We start from the raw sequence: 13227 nt of genomic DNA on the forward strand, positions 1-13227 counted from the left end.
TAAACTAGTCGTTTAGTTTACTTCTGTCGTTAGAACAAATCGTTTCTAAAATTAATATTATACAGTCCTGAACGTATACTTTTATAATCTGTAAACAGATATTTTGTAATCATTCCCCATTTTTTGAGAAGAGGAGCATTGGCGATCTGGAAACTTCTGTATACTCTTTTGATGTGAAGTTTAATCTCTTCAGGAATGGTATTTTCATTTTCTGCCCAATGATTGACCTCTTTCCATAATACAACCCTTGTTGAGGCTGGTTTTACTTCTCCGGAATCTACTTTGGTAATTCTGTTATTCTCATGAACACCTCTCACCGCTACCGCTTTGTCAAGAATTCCCGGATACAGATTCAGATAGTAGGAAAGCCTGAATAAAAATTCTGTGTCCTGATGAAGCTTTAGATGGGTTTTAAAGAAATACTCCATGTTTTTCAAAGAACTTTTACGGATCGTTAATGCATCAATACTGAAAAGCCCGAAAGTTCCTCTCATATTAAGTTGTCCCGGAAATACATCTTTAGGAGGATGTTCTTTATAAACTGTAGTCAGGCGGTCTCCAAAAACTTTATAATACTGTTCTTTTGCCTTTTCAGAATAATAATGAACGCCTATAGCACCGTATACGCCATCTACTTCATGATTGGTAAACAGTTTTTTTTCTGCATCAAAACGGTTGGGAAGATAATAATCATCTGCATCAAGAAAAGCAATAAAATCTCCTTCTGCTTTTTCCATCCCCAGGTTTCTGCTGGCACCTGCCCCGTGATTTCCTTTGTCCGGATGCTGATAGAGCTTTACCCTTTCATATTTTTCAGCGAGCTCCCGGCACACCTGCAATGCATTGTCCGGTGATTTGTCTTCTACCAATACCACTTCATATACCTCTTCGAACTGAAGTGCAGATTCTACAGCCTGAGCAACATACTTTTCGGCATTGTAGACGGGAATGATGACTGAAATTTTCATTTTTTCGATTATGCTTTTAATTTAATTTTCAAATAATGGGTAACTTTTTTCTCTACAAAATAATACAGAAGGGAAGCTACCATAATAACTAAAACAATTTTGAGAAGAAAAAAAGAAATATTTAAATAGCCTTCTACTTTGAATCTTTTGAGAACAATCTCCACGAATGGATGAGACAGGTATAATGAATAGGAAATATCACCCAGAAATATTAATAATTTATTTCCTTTCCAATGGAAAATATAATCAAAAGTAAGGAAAGAAAAAACAAAGGTGGATATGATGGCCAACTTCACCCAGTCATTGTCGATAGGAATAATACCAAGCAAAACGAGAATAAATGATAGTATTCCTATTACAGAAATTATGGCTGCCCAATTTTTGGGAATTGTGTATTTATTAAGTAAAAGAGCAAAAAGAATTCCTACTACAAAATAAAGATTCAGTGAGTGGGTTACCATTTTCAGATAAGGACTGTCAAAATGGATAATATAGCCTAAAATTGAAGTAAGAATGAAAAATCCTACGATGAAATAATACCTTTTTTCTTTAAAAAATAACGAGAGTCCAAATATGAGATAAAAGAACATTTCAAAATTTAAAGACCAGCCCAAGAAAAGCACAGGGAATTCCTTTTGGGTAGGAAGAAATAATAAAGAATGAATAAGCTCATAAAGGCCTTCTCCATGGAAGTATAGAAAGAAAACGCCTCCCGGTATTATTGCGGCAAATGTCAAAAGATAATACAGCGGAACAATTCTGATCACTCTTCTTTTGTAAAATAAAGTGATCTGCTGAAAAGTATCCTTGCTGAAATTTATTTTTTGAGTGGTGAAAGCCATGATAAATCCACTGATAATAAAGAATACGGGAACACCGATGCTTCCTTTTTTAAATAGAAAGTCACCAAGATTCAGCCCTGGTAAGTTGATGGTATCACGAAAGTGAAAGCAACATACCAATAATGCTGAAATTCCTCTTAATATCTGGAGGTTGTTCAGTTTCATACCCGGACGAATCCTATCTTTTAAAAATTTTCTTCAAAATAAGTCCCATTACAAAAGGTACTCTTGCTATATTATGCTGAAAGGTTTTGAAGCCATCTATGGTAAATTTCGTGTCTTCAGTCATTCCATATTCTGAAAAATCAACCTTAGGAACGGCTTTATGTTTAAAAGTAACATTCATCAGATTATACTGATGGATGATCTGTATGTACATTTCCTTGCTGTCTTCCACAGAAAAATCCGGATAATGGCGATAACTATTGTGAGCTCTTTCTTTTAACATCGTTTTGAAGTTATCTACACTTTCTGCCAGGCTTACAAAAGGATTTACCACAGCATTATAAACATTCACTACTGCTTTACGGTCCGGAAGCATGGTAAGCTGGTATCCTCTTCTTAAATCGATAACAAGGTCATGAATCGGCTTGAAGTGCTCCTGTACGGTTTTTATATAATCCTGATGAAGCATATCATCATTATCAAGTTCACTGGTGATTACGAATTTTGTATCAGGAGTGAAGAATTGAGGAATAACTTCTACAGCTTTGGTTTTCATTGCATCAAAATCCTCTACAAAAACAGCTCTGAAAACAGGGTATTCCGCTTCGATTTCTTTGATGATTTTTCTAAACTTATCAGATGTATTGATGTCAAAAAAAGTAAGCCATACATAGTTTTGATTCGTCTGATTTTTATAGGAAGGGAGTACGTAGGTTCTGAATAATTTGAATCTGTCATCCAGCCAATCTTCGGTAAGAGGTTTATATCCTGAACGTGTCTCGTTCCAGCCTTTTGTGGGAACATTGAATCTTGTCATTATCACGTGTACAAACTGACTCATCTAAATAAATTTTTTAAAAAGTTATATATTCTGTAAGGTTTACTGTTGTAAATATTTTCCAGTTTTATTTCATAAAAGGTTTTCCTGTTTAAAAGGGCAATATAACTGGGGAAAAACTCATGAAACAGTGCTTTGTGTTTTTCATAAACGGCATGATAGATAAACTCTTTTTTATCATTGCTGCCGGTAATATCTTTTATCATGGAAGTGTCCGGATGGGATCTGTAATTGAAAACAACATAATCAATCTTGGTTATAGGTTGATTTCTGTGTGAAGAGATAAGTTGTATCCAAAACTCCCAGTCTTCAAATCCGTGTCTTAATTTTTCGTCATAAATAATGCCTTCATCAAAATATTTTTTGGCAAACATAGAAGTACAGTATAATTTATTTCCCAAAAGCAATTCCTGAAGCGTAAACTTTTCCTGTAAATTTGATTTTTTACTGGTGTGACCGAAGGTAATCGTATCTGAAAAAACAATTAGAGTATCAGGGTTTTGATCAAAAACATCCATCATCTTTTCTAAAGCCAACGGGTTAAGCGTATCATCTGCATCCAGAGGCAGAATATAATCTCCTGAAGCATTTCTTATCCCTGTATTGCGGGCTCCGGAAAGACCTTTGTTTTCCTGATAAACATAGCGTATCCTATCATTTTCAAGTTTTTTGGATACCACTGCTGTATCATCTGTAGAACCATCATCTACAATAATGCATTCCCAGTTGGGATAAGACTGGTTCATAACAGACTGTATGCATTCTTCCAGATATTTTGCATGATTAAAACAAGGAACAATGATGGAAACTTTATTTGTCATTCAATATGTTTTATTTTATAAATATGCTGAAAATAATTTTCTTAGGTAATCCTCGGAAGAAATTCCATGGAAAAAAGATTCTGTACGGGGATTAAATTCTATATTATAATAAGAGCCCTCATTAATATTTTCATATTCTGCTTTTTTGCCTAAATGTTCTTCCAATAGGGAAAGAATTTCGGGAAGAGAATACTGATAAGGATAAGTAAGATTGATAATTTCATTGTTGAATACATCGAGATATTGCTCCGTAAATAAAGCAATATCATCCGTGCCAATAAGGATTCTTCTGGCGTTATTGTGTATCGTGAATTTGTTTCCGGACAGAATTGAGTTCTTAAGGAAGTTGATCAACGTATTTGGATTCCCTCCACGGCCTACGGCATTTCCGATTCTGAAAATGACAAAGTTTTTGCATTGCTCTGTAATGAACTTTTCAGCGTTAAGTTTATGATTAACGTATGGGCTGTCTTTTTTTGTAGGATCATAAATACTGCAAGTCGAAAAATACACTATTTTTTTATCCGGAAACTCTTCTGTTACTTTTGTTAATAGAGAGATTTCCCTTTCAAATTCTGCAGGATTTTTTTCCAGAGAATTGGAAACCCCTGAAGCGAAAAATAGTATCTCTTCTCTGTCATAAGGTCTTACGGCTGTTGCCAGAATTCCATTGCCAATAATCATATGCTTTTTTTATCTAAACGTTTTAAAAAACCTTACAGGTATCTGAAGATTTTAAATAGTCCAAGTTTATTTCCCAGTTTTGCCCATCGTGAATTCTTCACACGATCCAGCTTGTCAAGAGTATATTTGTATTTGTTTTTTGGAATATAGTTCTCGAGAAAAAGATCTTCAATATTGATATTTCTTCTTTCAGCCATTTTGATAAGAGCTACCCAATGCCAGAACAGGGCTTTTTCTGTATTTTTTGTGGTAGATATTCCATTTTGATGAATCCTATACAGGTATAAATCTTCATCAATATACTTTACGGGAGCTGCCTCGCACATTTTCATGTACCAGTCTTTATCTTCAGCAATTTTTAAAAACGGATCAATTCCGGAAGTCTTTTCGTATATCTTTTTTTTAAAAGTAGCAAAATGTGAAATTTCACCATTAAAATTTAGATAAGACTGATCGAGCTCAGTAATCTGTTTTGCTTTATGTACTGATTTAGGATTAAGGTGTTCATCACAAAATACGAGATTGGAATAAACCATCCCTGCTTCAGGATATTCAGAATGTGTTTTTAAAACAAACTCCAGCGCATGGGGAGCCAACGCATCATCAGGGTCTAAAAAACCACATATTTCAGATTCAGCAAGCTCTATTAATCTCTTTTTTGTATATCCGATTCCTCTGTTTTGATCATTCTGATTGATTTTAAACCGGGAATCATCACCTGTCATTTTTCTTATGACTTCAAGAGAATCATCAGTAGAGCCATCATCTAAAATTACAGCTTCCCAGTCGGTTTCAGTCTGAGCCATTAAACTTTGGTAACATTTTTCAAAAAAATGACCATTATTATAATTGGCAATAAGTACGCTGAATTTACTCATTTCTACTGTGTTTATTCAAGATTTTTTTTAATGCATTCAAATAGCCGAAACCATTTTTTCTATCCGGTTCCAAAATGTTTCCTTCTGCCCATTCGTTCCAGGATTTAACAATTAAGAACTGTTCCGGATAATCTTTTTTATCTTCAAGATATTGTGCCGCTTTTTCTACCTGCTGTTCAAACAGTTCCGGTGAATTGTTGGCCAGGATAATCCCTCGGTAGCCACTTCTTGGCGTATTGTCCCAATTGGGCAGAACGCATGGATAGGTCGCTACATTGCTTTCTTCAAACTTTAAGTCATTTACAACTGCCTTAGCATCCTGAATTCTGACTTTAGGCTGTTCTTTTTTCTTAATTCCGATTAATCCTTTTATTCTGTTTTTATAATATTGGGAATGAGAGATGTATTCTTTTTTATTAATATGCGGTATCCAGGCTTTATGAAAAGCATTGGAAATTTTACTGTCATATCCCATAGATTGAAAATCTATATCATCAGAAAGTTTGTTGGAAGCCATCACATACAATCCATCAAATCCGTTTTCTTTGGCAAGCTCTCTGAATTTTGAAATATAGTGCGGATCTCCTTCATTTAAATGATTAGGATCATAGATGATGAAAAGAGGCTTATTATCTACTTTGATATATCTTTCGTCCTTAAAGAAAGGAAGCAGATATTCAAAATGAGCGATTAAATCCTGCTCATCAGGATAAGTTTGTTCTGCCAGTATTTTTTCTGATAACCCATGCCATATTCCTGACCACGTTTCATTGGCCCAGCAGAAACAAAACGGGAAATCTGGCTTTCCTGATTTCAATACATCATTAGCAACGCGCTCCAACAATTGTTTACCGCTGCCAAACCAGTAATGATAAAAGATAAACCCGTGTACTCCATAATCTTTTGCAATCTGAGCCTGATGTTCTCTTACTTCAGGAACACGGAGATCATAATATCCAAGGTCTGCAGGAAATATAGGCTGTTCATGCCCTTCAAATAACGGTTGAGCTTTACTTACATTGGTCCATTCTGTAAAACCTTTTCCCCACCATTCGTCATTTTCGGGGACAGGGTGGTATTGAGGGAGATAAAATGCAAGCGGTTTTATTTTTTTCATAATCAGTTTTCTAATGTTTTTATTAATCTGGCGGGAATTCCTGCAATAACTGAATTTTTAGGGAAACTTTTGTTCACTACAGCATTGGCTCCTATGATGCTATTTTCCCCAATGGTGACTCCCGGAAGTATACATACTCCTTCACCAATCCATACGTTATCTTCAATAATAACGGGACCTTTAGAATATAAAGGCCTTGTAGCAGGAGTGTTTTCCAGGTCATTAAACGCTATATTTCCATGGGAATGGTCAGAAATATATATTCTGCTGGCCATAAGTACATTATTTCCTATAACAATTTTATTAATTGCTCCAATATGAACATCGGAATTACACACTACATTATCTCCAATTACAATTTCAGGATGAAATTCTTCTCCCTGAAAACGATCCCATGCCTCCAGCCTTAAATGATATAAAGAACTGAAATTTTTACCTATTGAGATATATTTAGGATTTTTTATCCAGTGTTCTTCCGGTAATGCAGAATTCGTTCCGAATTTTTTGAAGCTTTTCTGAGCCCATATATTCAGTTTGTTTTGCTGGTGGGTTTTATAAGCATTCGAATTCAGTATATCGAATAAAAAACTGACAATATATTTTTTAAAAAAATTCATGTTTTATGATTGAGAAGTGACAAGGCAGTTGTATTATTTTGTATAAAAACTGTTGATCAGTTCTATGATTTTATTCTGCTCATTTTCAGATAATTCATAATAAAATGGCAACCTTAGCAGACAATCTGTGAAATGATCTGAATTAGGAATATCTATTTTAGGATTGTTGGCCAGGAAAAAATCACTTTTATTCAAACTTAAATAATGAAAAACAGGGTGAATATCCTGAGTCTTTAAATATTGGATCAGATGGGTCCTTTCTTCATAGCTTCTGCATATAATATAATACATATGAGCATTATTGGTTGCATAAGAAGGCATATCAGGTAAGGTTATAAAGCCTTTTTCCTGTAATGATGAGAGTCCGTTTTGATAGTTGTTCCAGATCTCCAATCTTTTTTTCTGGATGATTTCGAGATTCTCCAGCTGAGCATACAGGAAAGCTGAGATAATTTCTGAAGGCAGGAACGATGATCCAAGGTCTACCCAGCCATATTTGTTCACTTCTCCTCTGAAGAAAGCACTTCTGTTTGTTCCTTTTTCACGGATTACTTCAGCACGGTCAAAATATTGAGGATCATTGATGGCCAGCATTCCGCCTTCTCCGGCAATGATATTTTTGGTTTCATGGAATGAAAAGGCTGCAAAGTGGCCTATAGAGCCAAGTGCTTTTCTGGTTCCGTCTGAGAAAGTATAATAGCTGTCGATAGCCTGTGCAGCATCTTCCACTACAAATAAATTATGCTTTTGAGCCAGATCCATAATCTTTTCCATATCACATGCTACACCTGCATAATGCACGGGAACAATTACTTTTGTTTTTTCGGTGATATGCTTTTCTATTTCTACAGGATCAATATTGGGATTATTATGGCAGGAGTCTACAAAAACTATTTTTGCTCCCCTCAGGGCAAAAGCATTGGCTGAAGATACAAAGGTGTAGCTTGGTACAATTACTTCGTCACCTGGCTCTACATTACACAAAATGGCTGCCATCTCCAGAGCATCGGTACAAGATGTAGTCATCAGTACTTTAGGAAAATGATATTTCTGTTCAAAGAAATTCTGGCATTTTTTTGTAAACATTCCATCTCCTGAAATTTTACCGCTCTTTACCGCTTCTTCAATATATGTAAGCTCTTTACCAATAATAAATGGTTTGTTAAATGGGATCATAGTGTTTTAAATTTTGAATCTTTGATGTCTATAAACTTTTTTCAATATATCTATAAGAGACTTAACTGACTAAAATAGTTATGCCTGGTATAAAAATAAATACACCAATATTAAATACAAATATATTATTATAAAATGTAATCACTGAGTTATCGTATAAATCTTACAGGATTTCCTACATATAGACCAGATTCGGAAATATTTTTAATAACAACCGAGCCTCCCCCCAGCTGTACTTTTTCTGAAATGTTGATGTTGTCAATAATGGTGCTGTTTATTCCAAGAATACATAGTTCTGAGATAGAAACAAAACCAGCTACCGCTACAGATGGAGATAGAAAACAATGATTTCCGACCCATGAATCATGAGCTATTGTACACGAAATATTCATAAGGACGTTGTCTCCGATGTTCACATTCTGATCGATCATACAATTCGGGTAAATCACTGAACCTTCTCCTATTGTTGCAGAAGGATCAATATAGCTTGTAGAATGAATAAAAGTATAAAAAGGAATTTTATTTTTAAAAGTTTCAAACACCTGCTTTTTAAATTCCAGGTGTTTATAACCAATAGCAATGATTATTTCATCAAAAATATCCTGTTGGAAAATATTAGTAATCTCTTCTTTTCCTCCTAATATGGGAAGATTCTTAACTGTATTTCCTTTTTCCTGAAAGTCATCAAAAAAGCCAACAACTTTATCATCGGTGTCAGTCTGGATATGATAAAGAATCTGCTGCCCAAGGTGGCCAGACCCAATTATAGCAATACGTTTCATAATAAATCAATTTTTTGGTCAGACTGATAAATTAAATATCCGGATCGGTCATTACTGGAGTGTACATTTTGTAATGAAGAATTGGTTATTTCTTTTTTTACGATGTATTTGTCAAATTGACTTTCGGTGAAAATTGGTAACAGGTGCTTAGTGTTTTCGGATAGAAAATAAACACCTGAGTATTTTTTTTGTTGTATTTCAAGGGGTAAAATGAATTGACCTAGTGCGATATCTAAAACAGCCTGCACATAATCAAATCCTGTTGAGAGCTGAACCAAATCTGATCCTATAAAGTCTCCACCCATACGGCTGCCTATTTCAATAGGATAAACATCTCCGTTTTCTGTTATCATAAGCTCTACATGTGAGGCTCCGTTTTCAACTTTGGTGGCATTCAGAATTGCATAGGTAATATCATGAATTTTATTTTGAATATGTTCCGGGAATGAACTGGGCTGGTGATGTGCCAGTTCTACAAAATAAGGTTCTGTAGTAATTACTTTATCTGTAATAATTATAATTTGATGTTCACCCTTGAAGCTGATGGTTTCAACACTTACTTCTTTTCCTTTGATGTATTCTTCTACCACACAGGTTTTAGAAAAAGAATAGGTTATTGCATTTTCAATAGCTGTTTTACCTTCTTCAAGAGAAGCAGCTTTTATCACCCCTAAGCTTCCTGATCTGTCAGACGGCTTTATGATTAAAGGATAATTAAACGTTGTAAAATCATCCGCATTAAATTCAGAAACTGTAATGGAGCGAGGTGAGCGGATATGATGTTCTTCAAAACATTTTCTCATCAACGACTTGTTGGTGGTCAGTAATGAACATTCAATACTGTTTCCCGGAAGATTGAGCTCATGAGCTACGTAGGCTATTGTCGGAATACAGATATCAGTGGCAATAGTAAGAATGCCATTGATGCCTATTACCTTACATTTTTCAAGAATGATATCTTTTTCCAGAACAGAAACATCATAAAAATAATCTGCATATTCTTTGCACACGGCTCTTCCATCATCCCATGCGAAACAATGTACTTCGTGTCCATTTTCTTTTGCCTTCTGAACAAGTGGCATCTGTAAATAGCTGGCTCCTAATATGGCGATTTTTTTCATGAAAGACTATTTAAAGTTTGAAAGATGATACTTTGTTTAAAAATTATAATGTTTCAATTTCCGGAATCTGGATTGAATATTTTTTATTATTCCATGTTGCAACTCCTACATCAGTCCATGGTTTTCCCATTTGTTTTTTTAGGAATCCTTTTTCCCAATGATAAGGGGTGGTATCTATTTTCTTAAGCTTAATGATAAATTTAGCATCATCTAAATTTATATTATTTTGATAGGCCCAGAAAGCGGTGAAGTCCCGTATTCCTTTTTTCAGATTAGATTGGTTGATTTCATTATTGTTGACTCTGAATGACCATTTTACCCATACTGGACCATAATAAAGAGCCGTTCCGGGGGTGCCGTCTTTTTTTATTATTGGTAACCATGTCTCATTGCCTTTTTTGTCCATATAAGAAATAGCCACGATATGGTTGTAGTTCTTGAAGTGGTAATCCATAAAGACCGCATGATGGGTAATTCCCAGAAAGGTTTTGGAAGACCTTTCCACAGCATCTGAAAAAATGTTTATGACCCGGCTGATAGAAGTTTTTTCAAAGCCTCCTTTATTCCCTATAGAATTGTAGGAGATAATCACCTGAATCAGGATAATAAAGTAAAGCCCCGATTTAATTCCTGATATTTTCAGATCTTTTAAAGTATAGTTCTGGAGGATTTTAAAACTATCCTCATCCTGAGGTAATGTAGGAGGAGTGTAGCCACAGTTTTCTTCGGTGCAGCGTTCTGTATTTCTGTTTTTGGCGACAAATTGATATACGGATTTTCCCAAATGATAGATCCCGGGAACTCTTAAAAACCAACTGATCGGTTTTAGATAGATAATAGAATCAAAAACCTGAATATAGGTATCTAATCCTTTATAAATTTTTCCATTTCTGATAGAATGAATATCATTCAAAAGATCATCAACGGGTATGTTTTTTAGCAATTCCTCCTGTTCAGCATAATACTGCACCGTTTTAAAATCTATTCTTCCGGCAATATCAAAATGTTGAATGATAATCTTTGTACGGTTACACAAAGGGCATTCACCATCATAATAAAATACCATTTTTTTTGGGGTCCTGCTTGTTGCAAATAGTTTTTCCCAACATGCAACAGGAACCATTAATAAATATATAGAGCACATCCCTAATCCAAACCAGGGGATAGGATAGCAGACAGATATTCCCAGATGTAAACCTAAACCAATAATGAGTAAAGGGACACGCCATTTTTTACGGAAAAAAGTAAAAATAAATATCAGTTCGAAGAGTAACGTAAGGTACCCCAAAAATAGCATCAGATATTCCTGATCCAAAATATCCGGAATAGAAAAAAAGTTGGTAAAAGGAAAGCTGGTAGGATACCATACTCCTAAACCTCTAGTCCAGTAAGAAGATGAAGATTTGTAAAATATAGAGTCAAAATATACAAATGCAATCCCAATAAAAATGGGTATAAGATAGCTTAGAACGCTTACTTTTTTAGGAGGCTCATAGGTAAAACGGGTATTGGAATATTTTAGCTTTAGAATAAGACGGTCTAATGACAAATTTCTTGATATGGGTAAAAATAAAATCAGGAAATTGATCCCAAGGTAAGCATAAAACATATGGTATTCATAAGTGTTGATGCTTCCAATGAGAATAATGGTCATCAGATAATTGATAATGGTTGCTAATCTGGTAAAGAGGCCGAATATAATAAAGATGATAGCGATCATCCAGATTTTAATAGGAATTCCAAAATCAATTTCTGCGGGGTTTATGAAAGGTACTTTATCAAAAATCAAATGTCTGAAATAATTGAATTGAGTAACACTGCATAATAATACCAATGAATAAACAATTCTGAATATAGCGAGCCCCAATCCTGAGATTTTTTTATTATATAATCTTTTAATCATTCTGTTCTAATATTTTTGAGAATATTGCTGAGGCATACTCATACGATGAAAATTCTTCTACCTGCTTTACCGCATTTTTAGAAAATACGCTGTAAGAATCTTTATCCAATTCAAAAATCTTTTTTATTCCGTCTGCTAATTTTCGGCTGTCTTTCAATGGTGCTTTATATCCATTATAGTCATTGATTACCATATTCATAACGACTCCTGTATCAAAACCTACCACAGGTGTTCCGCAGGCCAGAGCTTCCGAAACCATCATTGGTCCGGAATCTTCAATAGATGAGTTGATGAAGATATCAGCTGCCTGATACAATAATGACAATAATCTATAATCTTTTATATAATCTATTTTTTGCTTTTTAAAAGTGACCTTGTCAAATTCTTCATTGACGGTATTAGAAACAACAAGAAGCACAATTTTTTCTTTTAATTCTTGGGGTAATTCCTGGTCCAGCAGTTCAAGAGCTTCTATCAGATAGGCAAAACCTTTTCTTGGGTCTTCCATATTCTGAGCCCCTGTTAAAATATAAAAACAGTCATCAGATAATGAAAATATTTGTTTTGCTATTGGCTTGTTTCTATCATTGAGCAGGGTAGTGTCAATTAAACTATTAATATTATAAATTGTCTTTTGGTCTTTATAAATTTTTGAGTTTTGAGCCTGTATCAATGTTAGCCCTGAGCCTGCAATGATTTTGAAATTGGCTTTTTTAGCATTTTCATATTTTCTTTCAAAATTATTTTTAGCTATTACTTTTTCATCTTCTTTTGTAATAGCAGGACAATTTTCATCACATCCTCTGACATAACCATCACATCCCCAGGAAAAATGACATCCTCCAGTGAAATGATTCATATCTACGGTGATATTATATATTTTTGCCTGCGTTGCATTATATAGATTAAGAAGATCTGTGCTGTTGAGAAAGTCAATAGTCATCCCAGTAAAAACAAAATCCGGTGTAAATCCTGTTGTTTTTAATAAGCTGTCAATATTGATGTTTTCTGTTATTTCGTCTTTACTGAAGAAAGAATATTTTCTGTCTGTGCTAATTGTTTTTTTTGTCTCTTTAGGGGTTGCTATATTAAGTCTGGTTTTGACTTTGTTAATCACGGAAGTCAGTAAACCCGGCTTTACAGCAGTAGAAGAGGGAGGATTATAGGCTTTAATGAATTCTTCATTCTTTGTTTTATGTTTCACGCACATGACTACTTCATGTCCCATATTTTTCATGATATGAGCTACTTTGTACATGGCTTCATAAGCACCATTTACATCACCTGTAGAAAGAATTAATACTTTTTTACCCAT

The 13227-nt window shown here is 34.5% G+C and carries 13 protein-coding genes; all 13 read right to left on the reverse strand.

What is annotated here, in order from left to right; translation table 11 throughout:
* Positions 1 to 29 precede the first annotated feature (29 nt).
* The gene (locus CQ022_RS15585) at positions 30 to 968 is read right to left on the reverse strand and encodes a glycosyltransferase family 2 protein (protein WP_105683245.1); all 939 of its coding nucleotides are present in this window, start codon (positions 966 to 968) and stop codon (positions 30 to 32) included.
* Positions 969 to 976: 8 nt separating this feature from the next.
* Complete coding sequence (locus CQ022_RS15590) at positions 977 to 1975, reverse strand: acyltransferase family protein (RefSeq protein WP_105683246.1); 999 nt, start codon at positions 1973 to 1975, stop codon at positions 977 to 979.
* 13 nt (positions 1976 to 1988) lie between these two features.
* A complete protein-coding gene (locus CQ022_RS15595; protein ID WP_105683247.1) occupies positions 1989 to 2816 on the reverse strand; it encodes a glycosyltransferase in 828 nt (275 codons plus the stop codon).
* Entirely contained in the window at positions 2813 to 3634 is an 822-nt protein-coding gene (locus CQ022_RS15600) for a glycosyltransferase family 2 protein (RefSeq protein ID WP_105683248.1), read from the reverse strand. The genes CQ022_RS15595 and CQ022_RS15600 overlap by 4 nt, the downstream gene beginning before the upstream one ends.
* A gap of 15 nt (positions 3635 to 3649) precedes the next feature.
* On the reverse strand, positions 3650 to 4318 hold the full coding sequence (locus CQ022_RS15605; RefSeq protein ID WP_105683249.1) for a hypothetical protein: 669 nt from the start codon (positions 4316 to 4318) through the stop codon (positions 3650 to 3652).
* Positions 4319 to 4350: 32 nt separating this feature from the next.
* Positions 4351 to 5196, reverse strand: coding sequence for a glycosyltransferase family 2 protein (locus tag CQ022_RS15610; RefSeq protein ID WP_105683250.1), 846 nt, complete (start codon positions 5194 to 5196; stop codon positions 4351 to 4353).
* Complete coding sequence (locus tag CQ022_RS15615; RefSeq protein ID WP_105683251.1) at positions 5189 to 6313, reverse strand: glycoside hydrolase family 99-like domain-containing protein; 1125 nt, start codon at positions 6311 to 6313, stop codon at positions 5189 to 5191. Before CQ022_RS15615 ends, CQ022_RS15610 begins: the two co-directional genes overlap by 8 nt.
* A 2-nt stretch (positions 6314 to 6315) precedes the next feature.
* On the reverse strand, positions 6316 to 6930 hold the full coding sequence (locus CQ022_RS15620) for a DapH/DapD/GlmU-related protein (protein ID WP_105683252.1): 615 nt from the start codon (positions 6928 to 6930) through the stop codon (positions 6316 to 6318).
* A 33-nt stretch (positions 6931 to 6963) separates the two neighbouring features.
* A complete protein-coding gene (gene rffA, locus CQ022_RS15625) occupies positions 6964 to 8106 on the reverse strand; it encodes a dTDP-4-amino-4,6-dideoxygalactose transaminase (RefSeq protein ID WP_105683253.1) in 1143 nt (380 codons plus the stop codon).
* Positions 8107 to 8255: 149 nt separating this feature from the next.
* Positions 8256 to 8888, reverse strand: a complete 633-nt coding sequence (locus CQ022_RS15630) for an acetyltransferase (protein WP_105683254.1) — start codon at positions 8886 to 8888, stop codon at positions 8256 to 8258.
* Positions 8885 to 10009 (reverse strand): acetyl-CoA carboxylase biotin carboxylase subunit family protein, encoded by a 1125-nt coding sequence (locus tag CQ022_RS15635; protein ID WP_105683255.1) that lies wholly within the window; start codon positions 10007 to 10009, stop codon positions 8885 to 8887. The genes CQ022_RS15630 and CQ022_RS15635 overlap by 4 nt, the downstream gene beginning before the upstream one ends.
* Positions 10010 to 10052: 43 nt before the next feature.
* Positions 10053 to 11912, reverse strand: a complete 1860-nt coding sequence (locus tag CQ022_RS15640; protein WP_105683256.1) for a DCC1-like thiol-disulfide oxidoreductase family protein — start codon at positions 11910 to 11912, stop codon at positions 10053 to 10055.
* Complete coding sequence (locus CQ022_RS15645) at positions 11905 to 13227, reverse strand: glycosyltransferase (RefSeq protein WP_105683257.1); 1323 nt, start codon at positions 13225 to 13227, stop codon at positions 11905 to 11907. Before CQ022_RS15645 ends, CQ022_RS15640 begins: the two co-directional genes overlap by 8 nt.

The sequence above is a fragment of the Chryseobacterium culicis genome (assembly GCF_002979755.1).
GTDB lineage: Bacteria > Bacteroidota > Bacteroidia > Flavobacteriales > Weeksellaceae > Chryseobacterium > Chryseobacterium culicis_A.

What these genes read in the sequence shown, in the direction of transcription:
- CQ022_RS15640 (WP_105683256.1), bottom strand. Translation starts at nt 11,912, where the DNA reads ATGATTAAAAGATTATATAATAAAAAAATCTCAGGATTGGGGCTCGCT.
- CQ022_RS15620 (WP_105683252.1), bottom strand. Translation starts at nt 6,930, where the DNA reads ATGAATTTTTTTAAAAAATATATTGTCAGTTTTTTATTCGATATACTG.
- CQ022_RS15600 (WP_105683248.1), bottom strand. Translation starts at nt 3,634, where the DNA reads ATGACAAATAAAGTTTCCATCATTGTTCCTTGTTTTAATCATGCAAAA.
- CQ022_RS15635 (WP_105683255.1), bottom strand. Translation starts at nt 10,009, where the DNA reads ATGAAAAAAATCGCCATATTAGGAGCCAGCTATTTACAGATGCCACTT.
- CQ022_RS15605 (WP_105683249.1), bottom strand. Translation starts at nt 4,318, where the DNA reads ATGATTATTGGCAATGGAATTCTGGCAACAGCCGTAAGACCTTATGAC.
- CQ022_RS15630 (WP_105683254.1), bottom strand. Translation starts at nt 8,888, where the DNA reads ATGAAACGTATTGCTATAATTGGGTCTGGCCACCTTGGGCAGCAGATT.
- CQ022_RS15585 (WP_105683245.1), bottom strand. Translation starts at nt 968, where the DNA reads ATGAAAATTTCAGTCATCATTCCCGTCTACAATGCCGAAAAGTATGTT.
- CQ022_RS15595 (WP_105683247.1), bottom strand. Translation starts at nt 2,816, where the DNA reads ATGAGTCAGTTTGTACACGTGATAATGACAAGATTCAATGTTCCCACA.
- CQ022_RS15590 (WP_105683246.1), bottom strand. Translation starts at nt 1,975, where the DNA reads ATGAAACTGAACAACCTCCAGATATTAAGAGGAATTTCAGCATTATTG.
- CQ022_RS15615 (WP_105683251.1), bottom strand. Translation starts at nt 6,313, where the DNA reads ATGAAAAAAATAAAACCGCTTGCATTTTATCTCCCTCAATACCACCCT.
- CQ022_RS15645 (WP_105683257.1), bottom strand. Translation starts at nt 13,227, where the DNA reads ATGGGTAAAAAAGTATTAATTCTTTCTACAGGTGATGTAAATGGTGCT.
- CQ022_RS15610 (WP_105683250.1), bottom strand. Translation starts at nt 5,196, where the DNA reads ATGAGTAAATTCAGCGTACTTATTGCCAATTATAATAATGGTCATTTT.
- rffA (WP_105683253.1), bottom strand. Translation starts at nt 8,106, where the DNA reads ATGATCCCATTTAACAAACCATTTATTATTGGTAAAGAGCTTACATAT.